The organism is Aeromicrobium sp. (assembly GCF_023146395.1).
In the GTDB taxonomy this organism is placed as follows: Bacteria; Actinomycetota; Actinomycetes; order Propionibacteriales; family Nocardioidaceae; genus Aeromicrobium.
On sequence record NZ_JAGLCD010000008.1, the window covers coordinates 217665 to 234291 of the forward strand.

Sequence of the window (16627 nt, forward strand, 5' to 3'; positions counted from 1 at the left end):
CGCGAGACCTTCCCACCGTGGCACCCGCGACGACGCGTGTCGAGCCGGGGCGGCTCTCGAAAACCGCAGCACCTGACGGCACCCGATCCGTCCGACAAGCGGCCACGGACCACGGCGGGCGGTGAGTCCTGCGCCAAACTCGTCGCTCATTTGGCGCGTAGCTCACCGCTCGGTCCTCGCACCTCAGCCGACGGGGTCCAGCGACTCGAGGCGGTAGCGTCCCGGCATGGAGCTTCTGGCCGGCGCAGCGCTCGGCGCGCTCGTCGTCCTGCTGGGCCTGGCCGGGCGACGCCGCGCGGCACGTGGGCGCGACGACTCGCTGGGCAGTCCCGACGACCTGGCCACCTACGCGACGCTGCACACCGCCTCACTGGCCGCACCCGCCCTGCGCCGCGGGCTCGACGCCGACGCGGTCGCGGTCGCGCTCCCCTTCCTGCGGGCACTCCTGGGCCACGCCCCGGCCGCCGTCACGGACGCGTCCGGCGTCCTCGCGACCTCCGGCGACGTCGACCCGGGCGCGGCGTCGGAACTGGTCGAGGCCGCGCTGACCGAGGGCCGCACCCAGGCGTCCGACCGCGCGGTCGTGGCCCCGCTCTCCGTCGAGGACCGGGTCGTGGGAACCCTCGTCGTGCGCACCGACCACCCCTCGGCGGGCCTCGTGCGCGCCACGACCGAGGTCGCGCGGTGGATGTCGGGCCAGCTCGAGCTCGGGGAGCTCGCCGCCTCCCGCACGCTGCTGATGGAGGCCGAGCTGCGGGCGCTGCGCGCCCAGATCTCCCCGCACTTCATCTACAACTCCCTCGGCGCGATCGCGTCGTTCGTGCGGACCGATCCCGAGCGAGCCCGCGCCCTGCTCCTGGAGTTCGCGGACTTCACCCGGTACTCGTTCCGCCGTCACGGCGACTTCACGACGCTCGCCGAGGAGCTGCGCTCGATCGAACGCTATCTCGTGCTCGAGAAGGCACGCTTCGGTGAGCGACTCCAGGTGACCTCGAGGGTCGCCCCCGAGGTCCTGCACGTGACGCTGCCGTTCCTCGCGGTCCAGCCTCTGGTCGAGAACGCCGTGCGGCACGGCATCGAGCCCAAGGACGGTCCCGGCCACGTGACGGTGGTGGCCCGCGACACCGGCACCGCCTGCGTCATCGAGATCGAGGACGACGGCGTCGGCAGCGACCCGGAGGTCGTGCGTCAGGCCCTCGCCGGCCGCGCCGAGGGCGGTTCGGTCGGACTGGCCAACGTCGACGAACGCCTGCGCGCCGTGTACGGCGACGACCACGGGATCGTGGTCGAGACGGCCCCCGGCCTCGGCACCAAGGTCACGATCCGCGTGCCCAAGTTCAATCCGCGCGAGTCGCCGTGAGCGTCGTCCCCCGGGCCGCGGCCGCCGGGACGTGACCGTCGTCACGTCGTCCTAGACTGTCGCGCGTGACCGAGCCCGCGCCGCCCGCCCTGCGCGTCCTCGTCGTCGACGACGAGCGACCCGTCCTCGACGAGCTCGTCTGGCTGCTCGACCGCGACCAGCGCATCGGCCAGGTCCGCACCGCGTCCTCGGGCACCGAGGCGCTGCGCGTGCTCGAGGGTGGCGACGTCGACCTCGCCTTCCTCGACATCGCGATGCCCGGCCTCAGCGGGCTCGAGATCGCCCGCCTGCTCCAGCGGTTCGCCCGTCCGCCCCGGGTCGTGTTCGTCACGGCGCACGACGCCCACGCGATCGAGGCGTTCGACATGAACGCCGTCGACTACCTCCTCAAGCCCGTGCGCGAGGAGCGGCTGGCCGAGAGCATCCGCCGCGCGGTCGACGCCGGCCACCGCGGCGCGCCCCCGGCCGACGAGCGCCTCGCGGTCGAGCTCGGCGGCGTCACACGCTTCGTGATGCGCTCCACGATCACCGACGTCGAGGCCCAGGGCGACTACGTGCGGCTGCACACGGTCGACGGGTCCTCGCACCTGCTGCGCATGACCCTGAGCCACGTCGCCGAGCGCTGGGCCGAGCACGACTTCCTGCGGGTGCACCGCCGCCACGTCGTCAACCGCCAGCACATCCGGGAGGTCCGTCAGTCGGCCGGACGCACCACGCTCGTGCTCCCCAGCGGCGAGTCGTCGATCGAGGTCGAGGTCTCCCGGCGCCACCACCGCGACCTGCGCGAGCTGCTGCATGACTCCTGATCCGAGCCCCGATCGCGCTCCGAGCCCAGCCTCCACCGCGAGCCCAGCCTCCACCGCGAACTCAGCTCCCATCCCGAGCACCGCGCCGCACCAGCGGGTCCGTGTCACGAGCCCGCTCGCGCACGCGGCGGCCCCGCAGCGTCGCAGCGCCCGCCAGGAGATCGCCGAGCAGTCCACGGTCGGCGCGGTCTACGTCAGGTCGCTCGTGCGGGCCCAGCGCCGTGCCGCCCTGGCCGTCACGATCGTGGCCGCTGTCTCGATCGGCGTCATGCCGCTGCTGTTCTGGACCGATCCCGCCCGCTCCTGGCGGATCGGCGAGGTCCCGGCCGCCTGGGTCGTCCTCGGGGTGCTGGTATACCCGTGGGTCTGGTGGCTCGGCCGTGCCTACGTGTGGCGCGCCGAGCACAACGAGACCACGTTCCTCGCCCTCATGGAGTCCCCCACCGACCCGGCGCCGGACGACCGGTGAGCGCGACGGCAGGCCTGGTCGCCATCACGGGCGTCGTGCTCGCCACCCTCACGATCGGCGCCCTCGCGATGCGTTGGAGCCGCACCACCAGCGACTTCTACGTCGCCTCGCGCAGCGTCGGACCCTGGCTCAACGCCTCGGCGATCGGCGGCGAGTACCTCTCGGCCGCGTCGTTCCTCGGGGTCGCCGGGCTCGTGCTCGTGGCCGGGGCCGACGTGCTCTGGTACCCGATCGGGTGGACCACGGGGTACCTGCTGCTCCTCGTGGTCGTGGCCGCCCCGCTGCGGCGCTCCGGCGCCTACACGATCCCCGACTTCGCCGGGTGGCGACTGCGGTCCGACGCCGTGCGCCACGTGTCGACGATCCTGGTCGTGGCGGTCGGCTGGCTGTACCTCATGCCGCAGTTCCAGGGCGCCGGCCTGACGCTGCGCGCCGTCACCGGCGCCCCCGCCTGGGCCGGCGTCGTGGTCGTCGCCGCGGTCGTGACGACGCTCGTGGCCTCCGGCGGCATGCGGTCGATCACGTTCGTGCAGGCGTTCCAGTACTGGCTCAAGCTCACCGCGCTCCTGGTCCCGCTCGTGTTCCTGCTGATCGCGTGGCGGGGCGACGGCTCCCCGCTGCCGGCCGCCACCGACGGCTGGATCGTCCCCGAGCCCGACCTCGGCGCCGAGCGGCTCTACACCGCGTATGCCGTCCTGACCGCCACGTGCCTGGGCACGATGGGCCTCCCCCACGTCGTGGTGCGCTTCTACACCAACCGCGACGGCTTCTCGGCACGCCGCACGACCCTGATCGTGCTGGGTCTGCTCGGGGCGTTCTACCTGCTGCCCACGGCCTACGGCGCGCTCGGCCGGGTCTACGCGAGCGACCTGGCCAGCGACCGCGCCGACACCGTGATCCTGGAGCTGCCCGGCCGCATGCTGTCGTCTGGGGCCGACGCGCTCGGCGCACTCCTGCTCGCGGGCGCCTTCGCCGCGTTCCTCTCGACCTCCTCGGGCCTCACGATGGCGATCGCCGGGGTGGTCGGTCAGGAGATCGACCGCCGGCGCTGGTTCGGCGGACGGCTCGCCGGAGTCGCCTCCGTGCGGGTCGCGGCCGTCACGTGCGTGCTGCCGCCCCTGGGGCTGGCGCTCGCCGCCGAGAACCTGCCCGTCGCGACCTCGGTCACCTTCGCATTCGCCCTGGCTGCCTCCACGTTCTGCCCGTTGCTCGTGCTCGGCATCTGGTGGCCGCGCCTCACGCGCCAGGGGGCCGTCGCGGGCCTCGTGGGCGGCGGTCTGGCGGCCGGCGCGGCCCCCCTCGTGACCCTGGGTCTCGACCCCGACGGCTGGGTGGGGCTGCTCGTCGCCCAGCCCGCGCTCTGGACCGTGCCGCTGGGGTTCACCCTGATGATCGGCGTCTCGCTCCTGAGCCCCGCGCCCCGCGAGGTCGACCGTCTGTTCGCGCGCCTGCACACCCCCGAGCGGACCTGACCGCGGCTGACGGCGGGAGTTTTCCCCAGGTGCTGACCCGGGTCGTTGACGAGTGCCGGCGCCGTCCGAAATGCTACAGATGAGTATCGGGGGATGCGGTCACACCGGGTGATCACGCCCCGTGCTCCTTCAGGGGAAGGACCCACACATGTCCGTGATCGATCTGCCGACCGCCGCGTCGGCGCACGCCTCCGCGTGGACGACCCACACCGTCCACCGCGCCCAGCTCCGGCTCGAACGGGGGCTGGTGCGCTACGACGGGTGGTTCCTGGTGTTCACCGCCGTGATCCTCGGGATGGGCGCCACGCTGCTGGCCGGGATGGCCGTGTGGTGCGTCGTCAAGCAGGGCAAGCGCTTCACCGGGGAGTGGTCGTTCAAGAACTTCGGCCTCAAGGTGAACATTCAGTGCGTCTAGGGCACCCACGACCGGCGGGACCGGTCCGGACACCCCGAGCACGACTCGGGCCGGTCCCGCCACCGCCCCCGGCGTCGCGAGCGGCGGCAGGAGCGGTGGCGGCGCTCGACGTCCGCTCGCTCGGGTTCGCCTACGAGGCCGGCGTGCCGGTGCTCGAGGACGTCGACCTGCGGGTCGAGGCCGGTCAGGTCGTCGGGCTGGTCGGACCCAACGGCTCGGGCAAGTCCACGCTGATCCGCACGGTCTTCGACCTCCTCGCTGCCCAGTCCGGACGGATCGAGATCGACGGGCAGGCGCACACCTCGACCGCCGCGAAGGAGCGCTCGCTCTACCTGCCGAGCGACGACCACCTCCCGCAGTTCCTCACCGGGCGCGAGTACCTCGAGATGATCGGCGCGCTCTACCGGCGCGACCTCGGCGACGCGGCCGACCTCTTCGCCCGGCTCGGCATGCGGGGTCGCCTCGACGACCTGATCGAGGACTACTCGCACGGCATGCGCAAGAAGACCCAGCTCGTCAGCGCCCTCGTGATGCGCCGGCCGCTCACGGTCATCGACGAGACCCTCAACGGGATCGACGTGGAGTCGCTGCGACTATGCGAGCGCCAGATCGCCGCCCTGCGGACCGGCGGGGGCGCCGTGCTGCTGTGCACGCACGACTTCGCCCTGCTGGAGCGGCTCGCCGACCGGGTCGTGTTCCTCGACCTCGGCCAGGTCGTGGCCGACGACTCCACCCCGGCGCTGCTCGAGCGCCACGGGTCGCTGGCCGCGATGGTCTTCGCCCACCTCGACGCCGAGGACCGCTGACCGTGCGCCTCTCCCGCTCCCTCGTCCTGGCGCACCTGCTCCTGCGCTACGTCGGCCGGCGCGTCCTGCGGGCCGGGGTCCTGGCGTCGCGCCCGATCCGCATGGCCGTGGGAACGGCGCTGCTGGCGCTGCTCGCGGCGGCCGTCGCCGGCGCCGTCACGTTCCTCGAGCCCCTGCGGTCCGAGCCCGCGGCCTGGGACCTCCTGCTCGACGTCACCACGGTCTCGACGGTCCTGTGGTGCCTGGCGGCAGCGGTCCTGGTCAAGACCCTGTTCCTCAATGCCGAGGGCATGCTGTCACTGACGTTCGCCCTGCCGGTCACGAACCGCGAACGCGCCGCGGCCTTCGTGCTGTACGAGGCGGCGATGTCGGCGGCCGTGGTCACGGCCGGCGTGTGCTCGCTCTCGATCGCCTCGCTGATCGTGCGCGGACCGCGCGGCCTGGTGCCGCTCGTCGAGGCCGTCGCGCTTCCCGCGCTGCTCACCTACGTGACGGTCAGCCTCGCGCACCACGTGCTGACGCGACTGCTGACGCTCGCGGGCCTGCGACGGACCCAGCCCGCCGTGCTCGTCGTGCTCCTGTTCGTCCTGCTCGTCGCGTACGTGTCCACCGTCCCGCGACTCACGGCGCAGGCCAGCGCGGCCTATCTCGACGCCACGACCGAGCGACCCTGGACGTCGGTCGTGGCCGTCATGGCCGGCCAGATCGGGCACCCCGCAGCGATCGTGGGCGGATTCCTGACGGCCGCCGTGCTCGCGGGCGCCACCATCTGGCTCACACCCGACCGGCACGTGCGACAGGCGCGCTTCCTGCCCTGGCGCGCCGGCGTCGTCACCCGGCGCCTGTTCGGACCGCACGAGTGGTGCGTCTTCCGCAGCTTTCAGACCTGGCTCTCCGCGGTGCTCGCCGTGGCCCTGCTCCTGGCCTTGTGCGCCCGTCCCGTCGTCCACCCGCTCTGGTCGCTGTCGCTGCTCTCGATGGGAGCGCTGTACCAGTTCGCGGCCACCGCACCGCTGCGGCAGCTGCACGGCGGCTCCCCCTCGGCCTGGGCCGCCTACGGCCGTCTGGTCCGAGCCCAGGCACTGCTCTGGCTCACGGCGGCCGTCCCCGCGGCGGCCGTCACGGTCGCGGCGCGGCCCGAGCTCGCAGGGGGCCTGGCCGTGCCTGCGGCCGCGAGCCTCGCGGGGGCCGTCGTGGCCCTGGGCATCGGCATCATCTTCCCCGCCGAGGACGACAACCCGTTCTCGATCTTCGTCGGCGTCTCGCTCACCGCCGCGCTGCTCGCCCTGCTCGGCCTCGGTGTCGGCGTCCTCCGGCTCCCTGCCGCCGCGGCCGCCGCAAGCGCCGCGGCCACCCTCGCCCTGTTCGTCATCTACAGCGTCCTCGGCATCGCCGCGTCCGCCTCAAGGAGTCGCCATGAAGAAGGTCCTCGTCCTCGCCAACAGCCTGGCCGGAGCCGCGCTGCTGACCCTCGTGCTCAGCACCGCGACCCTGCTGTACCTCATGTTCTCGAGCGATGACGGCGACGCGCGGCGCGAAGCGTTCTTCGGGTCGTTGATGTTCGAGTCACGCGAGGTCGCAGATGGATCCACCTCGGTCACGGTCGGCGTCGAGAACCCGCTGCCACTGGTGGTGCTGTTCCTCGTCCTGGCCGCGATGCTGACCGGCATCCAGCTCACCTACCGCGCGCTCAAGCAGTACCGACAGCAGCTCCTGGACGAGCGCGGCCAGGCCTGAGCCGTGGCACGAGACAGCCGCGACGTTCCCGCCTCCGCGCGCCGCGTGGTGGCGGCGGTCGCGATCCAGCTGGTGCCGTTGCTCGGGCTGCTCGCGGCGTTCACACTCGCCGCCGCGGGCTGGTGGGCCGCGTCGGGTGACGCGATCCCGGCGCAGATGTTCGCCCGGCTCACGGTCGTCGCGGTCGTCGGACTCCTGGGCTCGTTCGTCGTGCACGAGCTCGCACACCTGGGCGCGCTGCGCCGCATCCGCTCGGTCGAGTCGGTCCGGCTGGAACGCACGGCGTGGCGCCTCTCGCTGCACGCACAGGGTCGGATGACGCCACGACAGATCGCTGCGGTCGCGGTCGCGGGGCCCGGTGCCTGCACCCTGGTCGGGCTCGCTCTGGCGGTGCTCGCACCCGGCTCGACGCTGCCCTGGTGGTACCTCGCGCACCTCGTCGCCCTGGTGCCACCGCTGGGCGACGGTCGTGCCCTCGTCCTCGCGATGCGCGCGGCACGCCGCCCCCACCCCACGACCACTTGTCGCACCTGACCGACCGTTCGTCGCCGCGCGGTGACCGACCAGCGCTCGACCACCCACCTTCGCCGCTGCGGCCTCGTGGTGATCTGGCCCACACGCCGCGCCGCTCCCTAGCGTGACCCACGGCACACCCGTGCCCCCGTCGGCGCTCGCCGTCGGCGCCCAGGAGGAAGAAGGTGAACGACGTGGCCGAGAAGGTCAGTCCCGAGGTGCAGGCGGAGTATCAACGCCTCCATGCCACCGCCGAGTTCAGGGCGCTCCAGAGCGCATACCGCAGGTTCGTGGTGCCCACCACGATCGCGTTCATGGTCTGGTACCTGACCTACGTGCTCTGCTCGAACTACGCGGGCGACTTCATGGGCCAGCAGGTCTTCGGCAACATCAACGTCGCCCTGCTGTTCGGCCTGCTGCAGTTCGTCACGACGTTCGCCATCGCCTACGCCTACGCGCGCTACTCGCTGGCGAAGATGGACCCGATCTCCGACGAGCTCCGCGCCCAGTTCGAGCGGGAGGTCGGCTGATGACCCACCTCCACGGCGTCCTCGCCGACGACCGCGTGCTCCTGGCCGCCGAGGGGACCACGAGCGACAACCGCGTCCTGACGGCGTCCCTGTTCGGATTCGTGGTCCTCCTGACGGTCGGCATCACGTTCTGGGCCAGCCGCAACACCAAGACCGCAGCCGACTACTACGCGGGCGGGCGCTCGTTCTCCGGCATGCAGAACGGCTTTGCGATCGGCGGCGACTACATGTCGGCGGCGTCCTTCCTCGGCATCTCCGGGGCCATCGCGCTGTCGGGCTACGACGGCTTCCTGTACTCGATCGGCTTCCTCGTCGCCTGGCTCGTGGCGCTGCTGCTGATCGCCGAGCTGCTGCGCAACTCGGGCCGGTTCACGATGGCCGATCAGCTGGCCTACCGCATGGAGCAGCGACCCGTCCGCACGGCGGCCGCGACCTCCACGATCGTGGTCTCGATCTTCTACCTGCTCGCCCAGATGGTCGGTGCGGGCGCGCTCGTGTCGCTGCTGCTCGGCATCGACGGCGAGACCGCGAAGAACATCACGATCGCCGCGGTCGGCCTGCTCATGGTCTTCTACGTCGTGCTCGGCGGCATGAAGGGCACGACGTGGGTGCAGATCGTCAAGGCCGTGCTGCTGATGTTCGGCACCCTGCTCATCAGCGTCCTCGTGCTGGCGAAGTTCGGCTTCAACCTCTCCGACCTGCTGGGCACCGCAGCCCAGGAGAGCGGGCAGGGCAGGGCCTTCCTCGAGCCGGGCCTGAAGTACGGCGGCTCCACGACGAGCAAGATCGACTTCATCTCGCTCGGCATCGCCCTGGTGCTCGGCACGGCCGGCCTGCCGCACATCCTCGTGCGCTTCTACACCGTGCCCACCGCCAAGGCGGCCCGCGTGTCGGTGCTGTGGGCCATCGGCTTGATCGGCACGTTCTACCTCATGACGCTGGTCCTCGGCTTCGGCGCCGCGGCGCTCGTCACAGGCGACCAGAAGCAGCAGATCATCGACTCCGGCGGCAACCTGGCCTCGCCCCTGCTGGCCCAGGCCGTGGGCGGCGGGCCCGGCACCACCGGGGGCGCGATCCTGCTGGCCCTGATCGCGGCCGTCGCATTCGCCACGATCCTCGCGGTCGTCGCGGGCCTGACGCTCACCTCCGCCTCCTCGGTGGCGCACGACCTGTACGCCAACGTCTGGAAGAAGGGCACGGCCTCGGAGAAGGACGAGGTCAAGATGGCTCGCGTCGCGGCCTTCGTGATCGGCGGCGTCGCGATCGCCCTGGCCATCCCGGGCAAGAACCTGAACGTGGCGTTCCTCGTCGCGCTGGCGTTCGCGGTGGCCGCCTCGGCCAACCTCCCGGCGCTGCTCTACAACCTGTTCTGGAAGCGGTTCAACACCCGAGGCGCGGTCTGGAGCATCTACGGCGGACTGATCTCGTCGGTCGGGCTGGTCATCTTCAGCCCGATCGTGTCGGGCAAGGGCGTCGACGCCAGCGGCAAGAACCTGTCCCTGCTGCCCGAGAGCATCGACATCAGCTGGTTCCCGCTCGAGAACCCGGGCATCGTCTCGATCCCGCTCGGCTTCCTGCTCGGCTGGCTGGGCACCGTCACGACCCGCAGCCGGGTCAGCGAGGAGCGGTTCCCCGAGCTCGAGGTCCGCTCGTTCACCGGAGCTGGCGCCGAGAAGTAGAGCGCGCGACTCGACTCACCACGCGCTGGTCGAGTTCCCGCGAGGCGTTGCCCTGAGTGCCGCGCGAGGAACGAGCACGGTGTATCGAAGGGAACGAGCGGGAGTATCGAGACCCGCCTGCCTCGCTTCGCTCGGCCCATGGCTGGGACGCGGGGCAGGCGCCCGACGTGATCCCCCTGGCCCTGCAACCACCGAGCAACACCTCTCGCGCAAGACTGTGGCGTGGGACACCATGAACACCAGTACTCGCCCTGACTCAGGAGATCTCCAGTGACCGACGAGACCATCAGCAACCTCGCCCACGAGGATCGCGTCTTCGAGCCGCCGGCCGAGCTGGCGGCGCACGCGAACTTCACCGCCGCCACGTACGAGGCCGCCGCGAACGACCGCCTCGGCTTCTGGGGCGAGCAGGCCGAGCGCCTGACCTGGGACACCCCGTTCACCGACGTGCTCGACTGGTCGGACCCGCCGTTCGCGAAGTGGTTCGTCGGCGGCAGGCTCAACGTCGCCTACAACTGCGTCGACCGCCACGTCGAGAACGGCCACGGCGAGAAGGTCGCGTTCCACTTCGTCGGCGAGCCCGGCGACACCCGCACGATCACCTACGCCGATCTCAAGGACGAGGTCAGCCAGGCGGCCAACGCGATCACCGAGCTCGGCATCGAGACCGGCGACCGGGTCGCGATCTACCTGCCGATGATCCCCGAGGCCGTCATCGCGATGCTGGCCTGCGCCCGCGTCGGTGCCCCGCACACGGTCGTGTTCGGCGGGTTCAGCTCCGATGCGCTCGCCTCACGCGTGGAGGACTGCGGCGCCAAGCTCGTCATCACCTCCGACGGCGGCTACCGCCGCGGCAGTCCCTCGGCGCTCAAGCCCGCGGTCGACGAGGCCCTGGCCAAGCTCGGCGACGCCAGCCCGGTCGAGAACGTCCTGGTCGTCAAGCGCACCGGCCAGGACGTCGCCTGGAACGACGACGTGGACGTCTGGTGGGACGAGGTCGTGGGCGAGTCCTCGACCGACCACACCCCGGAGGCCTTCGACGCCGAGCACCCGCTGTACGTCATGTACACCTCGGGCACCACGGGCAAGCCCAAGGGCATCCTGCACACCTCCGGCGGCTACCTGACCCAGGCGGCCGCGACATTCCACGGCACGTTCGACCACAAGCCCGACACCGACGTCTACTGGTGCACCGCCGACGTCGGCTGGGTCACCGGCCACTCCTACATCGTCTACGGCCCCACGGCCGAGGGCGCGACGCAGGTGCTCTACGAGGGCACCCCCGACACCCCGCACAAGGGGCGCTGGTGGGAGATCGTCGCCGAGTACGGCGTCACGCTGTTCTACACGGCCCCCACCGCGGTGCGGACGTTCATGAAGTGGGGGCGCCAGATCCCCGCCGAGCACGACCTGAGCTCCCTGCGCATCCTCGGCTCGGTCGGCGAGTCGATCAATCCCGAGGCCTACGTCTGGTACCGCGACAACATCGGCGGCGGGCGCACCCCGATCGTCGACACGTGGTGGCAGACCGAGACCGGCGCCCACATGATCACGCCGCTGCCGGGCGTCACGCACGCCAAGCCCGGCTCGGCCATGATCGGCTTCCCCGGCATCAGCATCGACGTCGTCGACGACGCCGGCGAGTCCGTGCCCAACGGCGCCGGCGGCTACCTCGTCGTGACCGAGCCGTGGCCCTCGATGCTCCGCACGATCTGGGGCGACGAGGAGCGGTACAAGGAGACCTACTGGTCGCGGTTCGCCTCGCAGGGCTACTACTTCGCCGGCGACGGCGCCAAGAAGGACGACGACGGCGCGATCTGGCTGCTCGGCCGCGTCGACGACGTCATGAACGTCTCGGGCCACCGCCTCTCGACGACCGAGATCGAGTCGGCCCTCGTGTCACACCCCTCGGTGGCCGAGGCCGCCGTCGTCGGCGCCGCCGACGAGACCACGGGTCAGGCCGTCGTGGCGTTCGTGATCCTGCGCGAGTCGGCCGGCGACGACGGCGGCACCGACGACGCCATCACCGCGCTGCGCAACCACGTCGCCAAGGAGATCGGGCCGATCGCCAAGCCCCGCCAGATCATGGTCGTGCCCGAGCTGCCCAAGACCCGCTCGGGCAAGATCATGCGTCGCCTCCTGCGCGACGTCGCCGAGAATCGCGAGGTCGGCGACGCCACGACCCTCGCCGACTCCTCGGTCATGGACCTCATCACCGCGGGGCTGAAGACGACCAGCAGCGACGACTGACCCCGACCGCCCGCGCGGGGCGGTGAGTCCTCCACCTTGGGCGGTGAGTCTTCCACCGTATGAGCCTTCATACGGTGGAAGACTCACCGCCCGTCCGCGTCAGGTGGACCACTCACCGCCCCACCGGGGCGGGCGGTCGTGGTGCGTCGGGGCCGGTCGCTTGTAGGCTCACGGGCATGGCCACCAGCGTGAACTCATCGTCCGACGCCGCGACCGACCAGGTCGAGGAGCCCACGATCGGCCGACTCGTGGCCGACGCCAGCCGCGACCTCTCGGCGCTCGTCCAGCACGAGGTGGCCCTGGCCAAGGCCGAGCTCCGCTTCAGCGTCAAGGCGGGCCTGCTCGGCTCGCTGCTGTTCATCGTCGCCGGATTCCTCGGCGTCCTGATCGTCATCATGCTGTCGTTCGCGTTCGCGTACTTCCTGACCATGACCGGCCTGCACCCTGCGTGGGCGTTCCTGATCGTGGCCGGCGCCTACGCGCTGCTCGCGGTGCTGCTGGTCGTGTTCGGCATCAACCGGATCAAGAAGATCCGCGCGCCCGAGGCCACGATCGAGACCGCGAAGCAGATCCCGGCCGCCCTCAAGGGCCAGCGACCGGGTCCCGATCCCGTCTGACCGCGTCCGCCACGGCCAGCACCACGCCGAGCAGCAGCACGACGCCACCGCCGATCGCCGCCCGCTCGAGCAGTCCGTCGAACGAGGCCCGGGCGACGTCGAGGAGCACCAGGCCGACGCGCGTGCCCGCATCGGTCCCGGCGGAGGGATCCGCCGACGTCAGGGCCCGTGCCGCGACGTAGAGCACGCCGGTGACCGCCAGGGCACCGGCGCCGAGCCACACCAGGGCGACACCGCGGCGGCGGGCCGCCGCGAGGGCGACCACGGCTCCCACCAAGGTCACGACTCCGGCCCCCACGGCGAGCTGCGGGCTTGCGGCGACGACCGACACCGCGCGCCGGGCCTCGGGCTCGTCGCTCTCGACGGGCAAGGTCGCAGGGACGTCGAGGTCGACTCCCGCCTCGGTGGCCACCGCCGAGACCAACGGGGCCAGGTCGACCACGAAGCCCCGGTCCTGACCGTCGCCTTGGAACATCTCCCGGTGCGCCTGCCGCTGCGACTCGCCCCAGGCGTCGACGACGGCGTCGGCGGCGAGGCCCTGCCCGACGAATCCGGCGACCTCCTGGAGCGTCTGGTCGATCAGCGTCTCCGGGATGCCGACCTCGACCAGGCGTTCCCGCGTCCGGCCGTCGAGCTCGTCGACGACCGCCTCGACCACCGCGGTGCGGGTGTCGGCGTCGTCGAGGATCCCGCGGCTCAGCTCGACGTACCCGTCCTCGTCGGCGATCTCGACCGCGAGCCACGACAGCGGCAGCACGACCGCGAACGCGACGACCGCTAGCAGGCCCGCGACGAACGCGGTGAATCCCCTCATGCACACCCTCCGGTGTCGACCGACGACGTCGCGGTGCGGCCGGTCTCGGCCGCACCGGCGACCTGCTCGGCCGTCAAGGCGTAGCCCGTGTTGGCATCGGTGATCGAGGCCGCGAAGATCACGCCCAGCACGAGTCCCTCGGTCGAGACGAGCGGTCCACCTGAGTTGCCCGAGCGCACCAGGCTGCGGATCGAGAACGACTCGCGCACGTGCTGGCCCACGTCGTAGATGTCGGGGCTCTTGAGACGGATGCGCTCGCGGATGCGCGCGGCCTGGGCGTCGAACGGCCCGTTGCCCGGGTAGCCGAGCACTGCAGCGTCCTGACCGGCCTCGCCCCGGGTGTCGAACTCCAGGGCCGGGAGGTCGAGGTCGACCGCGAGCACCGCGACGTCGAGCTCGGGGTCGAACACGACGACCTTCGCCGCGAACGAGCCCTCGGTCGTGATGACGTCGGGCTCCGAGACGCCGGCCACCACGTGGGCGTTGGTCATGACGCGGTCCGGCGCGAACACGAAGCCGGTGCCCTCGATGCCGCGCTCGCAGGACGCCTCGCCCAAGATCTTGACGACCGAGGCCGCGGCCTGCTCGACGCCGGGCAGCTGCAGGGTCGCCGGATCGGGCGGACCCACCCGGACGATGTCCTCGCTGTCGAACGGGTCCAGGTACCGCGGGAACAGGTTGGCGTCGATGACGTCGCTGAACGCCCGCAGCACCCCCGAGGCCTGCGACGGCATGACGCGGTCGACCGTGCCGAGGATCGTGGAGTCACGGGCCGCCGTCGACAGGTACGGCACCGTCGTGCCGCTCACGGCGTAGCCCAGGGCCCAGGAGACGACCAGGACCGAGACGACGCTCAGGACGCCGCCCCCCGCCGCGTCGAACAGCCGGCCCCGGGGCGAGCGCACCGTGCGACGCAGGTCGGTGCCGACGATCGTGCCGAGGATCTGTCCGCCTGCGGCGGCGGCCACCACGATGCCGAGCGCCGTCAGCGACGCGGCGAGGTTGGGCTCGGCCGGCGAGATGACGAGCGGCACGAGCAGCACCGCGGCGAGTCCCCCGACCAGGAGGCCGGCCGTGGCGGCGAGATTGGCCAGAAATCCCTGCACGACGCCCGAGACCGCGAACGCGAGGGCGATGATCAGGATGCACAGGTCGAGGGAGTTCATGGCAGGGGCGGAAGCTCTCGCTCGTCGGAGACGTCCCACGGACGCTCCCAGCCGACGACCTCGAAGAGGCGGGAGATGACGCCGGCCGTGAATCCCCACAGCGGCACGGCCGTGCCGACGTCGAAGGCCGGGCCCCGCCACCCCATCGGATGGATCATCGTGAACCGGTGCGCCGGGTCGAGCAGCTGCTCGATCGGCTGGTGCAGCACGGTGCGCACCTCCGCGACCGAGACCGGCTCCAGGGGACGCGGCTCGCGCCAGTACCCCAGCACGGGCGCCACCGCGAAGTTGCTCGGGGGCAGCCACAGGGTGGGCAGCACCCCGAACACGTCGACCTCGGCCGGGTCGAGGCCGACCTCCTCCTGGGCCTCGCGCAGCGCGGCGGTCACGAAACCGTCACGGCCGGCACCGTCGCCGGGGTCGACCCGCCCTCCCGGGAAGGACACCTGGCCGGCGTGCTGACGCAGGGTCGTGGCGCGCTCGGTCAGGAGCAGCTCGGGGCCGTCGGGGCCGTCGGCGAACGCCAGGAGCACGGCTGCGGGTCGCGCGTCCTCGGGCGGGTGCGGGAATCGCGGCGAGAGCCGCTCCGGCTCCACCGAGGCGGCGATCTCGGCGATCGGCCGCAGCCAGGCCGGTACCGCGGACGGCAGCACGTGCTCGGTCACGGGCCCACCTCCAGCTTCTCGGCGATGTCGGCGACGAGCACACCGTAGTCGTCATACGGCGTGAGCTGGGATCCGACGACCTCGCCGTCGACCAGGAACACCGTGGTGGGCAGGCCGCGCAGCGACAGCGGGACCCGCAGCGAGCTCGACGGATCGGCGACCTGGGGGTACGTGACACCGAGCGAGCGGGCCAGGTCGATCGCGGCCGAGGGATCCTCGTCGGCGAACAGGACCCCGACGAACGTCACGCGACCGGCGTACTCCTGCGCCGCGCGCACCAGCAGCGGCAGCTCCTCGCGGCACGGCTCGCACCAGTGCGCCCAGACGTTGACGACGACGGGACCGTCGAAGGCCGCCAGGTCGACGGGGTCGCCGGTCGAGACGCACACGAGCTCGCGGTCGGCGAGCGGCGAGGCCACGGCGTCCGGCGCGCGGCCGGGGCAGGGATCGATGCCGGCGGCCTCGGCGGCCGCCACGACGCCGGCGCTGATCGGTGCCCCGTCGACCGCCTCGTCGGCGGTCCGGTCCGGTGCGCAGGCGGCGAGCAGCAGTGCGCCGAGCACGAGGGCGGCCGCGGCGCGCCTCATGCGCGCCCCTGGGTCGTCACGAGGGCCTCGGCGACCGCCGGATCTGTGGGGCCCAGCCCGTAGGACGGGCACCAACGGGCCACGGGGCAGGCACCGCACGCGGGCGTGCGGGCGTGGCAGCGGCGGCGTCCGTGCCAGATCAGCCGATGGCTCAGCATGGTCCAGTCGCGCCGCGGGAACAGCGCCCCGACCGCGTGCTCGGTGCGCACCGCATCGGCCACGGTGTGGGCATCGGCCCAGCCGAAGCGCTCCGCGAGCCTCAGCACGTGGGTGTCGACGGGCAACCCCGGCACGTCGAACGCGTTGCCGAGGACCACGTTGGCGGTCTTGTGCCCCACGCCGGGAAGCGTCACGAGGTCGGCCATGCGGGCCGGCACCTGTCCGTCGAACCGCTCGACGATCGCCGCTGACAGCCCCAGCACGTGCCCGGACTTGGCTCGGAAGAACCCGGTCGGACGCACGAGCTCCTCGAGCTCGGCCCGATCGGCGCCAGCCATCGCGGTCGCGTCGGGCCAGCGGTCGAAGAGCGCCGGCGTGACGGCGTTGACCCGCCGATCGGTCGTCTGGGCCGACAGCACCGTGGCCACGAGCAGCTCGAACGGGGTGCGGAAGTCCAGCTCGCACCGCGCCTCCGGGTACGCCTCGGCCAGCACGCGGTGCATGCGTCGCGCTCGACGCACCAAGGCCGTCCGGGACACGTCAGGCGATGGCGGGTGGGGCGAGACGGGGACGAGGGAACCT

Annotated in this window: 18 protein-coding genes; 13 read left to right on the forward strand and 5 right to left on the reverse strand. The window is 72.1% G+C overall.

Annotated elements, in window-relative coordinates; genetic code table 11:
- The first annotated feature begins 226 nt into the window (after positions 1 to 226).
- From KAG51_RS07725 to KAG51_RS07785, 13 genes are all read left to right on the forward strand, one after another.
- On the forward strand, positions 227 to 1360 hold the full coding sequence (locus tag KAG51_RS07725; RefSeq protein WP_290582310.1) for a histidine kinase: 1134 nt from the start codon (positions 227 to 229) through the stop codon (positions 1358 to 1360).
- A gap of 65 nt (positions 1361 to 1425) precedes the next feature.
- On the forward strand, positions 1426 to 2166 hold the full coding sequence (locus KAG51_RS07730) for a LytTR family DNA-binding domain-containing protein (protein WP_290582312.1): 741 nt from the start codon (positions 1426 to 1428) through the stop codon (positions 2164 to 2166).
- On the forward strand, positions 2156 to 2635 hold the full coding sequence (locus KAG51_RS07735) for a hypothetical protein (RefSeq protein ID WP_290582314.1): 480 nt from the start codon (positions 2156 to 2158) through the stop codon (positions 2633 to 2635). Before KAG51_RS07730 ends, KAG51_RS07735 begins: the two co-directional genes overlap by 11 nt.
- Positions 2632 to 4107 (forward strand): cation acetate symporter, encoded by a 1476-nt coding sequence (locus tag KAG51_RS07740; RefSeq protein WP_290582316.1) that lies wholly within the window; start codon positions 2632 to 2634, stop codon positions 4105 to 4107. The genes KAG51_RS07735 and KAG51_RS07740 overlap by 4 nt, the downstream gene beginning before the upstream one ends.
- 148 nt (positions 4108 to 4255) lie before the next feature.
- A complete protein-coding gene (locus KAG51_RS07745) occupies positions 4256 to 4522 on the forward strand; it encodes a hypothetical protein (RefSeq protein ID WP_290582318.1) in 267 nt (88 codons plus the stop codon).
- 95 nt (positions 4523 to 4617) lie between these two features.
- Positions 4618 to 5328, forward strand: coding sequence for an ABC transporter ATP-binding protein (locus tag KAG51_RS07750; RefSeq protein WP_290582320.1), 711 nt, complete (start codon positions 4618 to 4620; stop codon positions 5326 to 5328).
- 2 nt (positions 5329 to 5330) lie between these two features.
- Positions 5331 to 6848 carry a hypothetical protein gene (locus tag KAG51_RS07755; RefSeq protein WP_290582322.1) on the forward strand — a complete coding sequence of 506 codons (1518 nt, stop codon included), beginning with the start codon at positions 5331 to 5333 and terminating at the stop codon, positions 6846 to 6848.
- The gene (locus KAG51_RS07760) at positions 6745 to 7065 is read left to right on the forward strand and encodes a hypothetical protein (protein ID WP_290582324.1); all 321 of its coding nucleotides are present in this window, start codon (positions 6745 to 6747) and stop codon (positions 7063 to 7065) included. Before KAG51_RS07755 ends, KAG51_RS07760 begins: the two co-directional genes overlap by 104 nt.
- A 3-nt stretch (positions 7066 to 7068) precedes the next feature.
- Complete coding sequence (locus KAG51_RS07765) at positions 7069 to 7599, forward strand: hypothetical protein (protein WP_290582326.1); 531 nt, start codon at positions 7069 to 7071, stop codon at positions 7597 to 7599.
- Positions 7600 to 7763: 164 nt separating this feature from the next.
- Positions 7764 to 8108, forward strand: a complete 345-nt coding sequence (locus tag KAG51_RS07770; protein WP_290582328.1) for a DUF485 domain-containing protein — start codon at positions 7764 to 7766, stop codon at positions 8106 to 8108.
- Complete coding sequence (locus tag KAG51_RS07775) at positions 8108 to 9787, forward strand: cation acetate symporter (RefSeq protein WP_290582330.1); 1680 nt, start codon at positions 8108 to 8110, stop codon at positions 9785 to 9787. The genes KAG51_RS07770 and KAG51_RS07775 overlap by 1 nt, the downstream gene beginning before the upstream one ends.
- Before the next feature lie 270 nt (positions 9788 to 10057).
- Entirely contained in the window at positions 10058 to 12037 is a 1980-nt protein-coding gene (gene acs / locus KAG51_RS07780; RefSeq protein WP_290582332.1) for an acetate--CoA ligase, read from the forward strand.
- A 176-nt stretch (positions 12038 to 12213) separates the two neighbouring features.
- Positions 12214 to 12654 carry a phage holin family protein gene (locus KAG51_RS07785; protein WP_290582334.1) on the forward strand — a complete coding sequence of 147 codons (441 nt, stop codon included), beginning with the start codon at positions 12214 to 12216 and terminating at the stop codon, positions 12652 to 12654.
- Here the strand turns inward: KAG51_RS07785 and KAG51_RS07790 are convergent.
- Genes KAG51_RS07790 through nth form a run of 5 tightly spaced genes read right to left on the reverse strand, consistent with a single transcriptional unit; the run spans position 12620 to position 16548 of the window.
- Positions 12620 to 13468 (reverse strand): hypothetical protein, encoded by an 849-nt coding sequence (locus KAG51_RS07790; RefSeq protein WP_290582336.1) that lies wholly within the window; start codon positions 13466 to 13468, stop codon positions 12620 to 12622. The two genes, KAG51_RS07785 and KAG51_RS07790, sit on opposite strands and share 35 nt — an antisense overlap.
- Positions 13465 to 14634, reverse strand: coding sequence for a MarP family serine protease (locus KAG51_RS07795; RefSeq protein ID WP_290582338.1), 1170 nt, complete (start codon positions 14632 to 14634; stop codon positions 13465 to 13467). Before KAG51_RS07795 ends, KAG51_RS07790 begins: the two co-directional genes overlap by 4 nt.
- Positions 14631 to 15299 carry a CoA pyrophosphatase gene (locus KAG51_RS07800; RefSeq protein ID WP_290582340.1) on the reverse strand — a complete coding sequence of 223 codons (669 nt, stop codon included), beginning with the start codon at positions 15297 to 15299 and terminating at the stop codon, positions 14631 to 14633. Before KAG51_RS07800 ends, KAG51_RS07795 begins: the two co-directional genes overlap by 4 nt.
- Positions 15296 to 15886: a TlpA disulfide reductase family protein gene (locus KAG51_RS07805; protein WP_290582342.1), complete on the reverse strand. Its 591-nt coding sequence runs from the start codon at positions 15884 to 15886 to the stop codon at positions 15296 to 15298. The genes KAG51_RS07800 and KAG51_RS07805 overlap by 4 nt, the downstream gene beginning before the upstream one ends.
- On the reverse strand, positions 15883 to 16548 hold the full coding sequence (gene nth / locus KAG51_RS07810) for an endonuclease III (protein WP_290582344.1): 666 nt from the start codon (positions 16546 to 16548) through the stop codon (positions 15883 to 15885). The genes KAG51_RS07805 and nth overlap by 4 nt, the downstream gene beginning before the upstream one ends.
- Positions 16549 to 16627 lie beyond the last annotated feature (79 nt).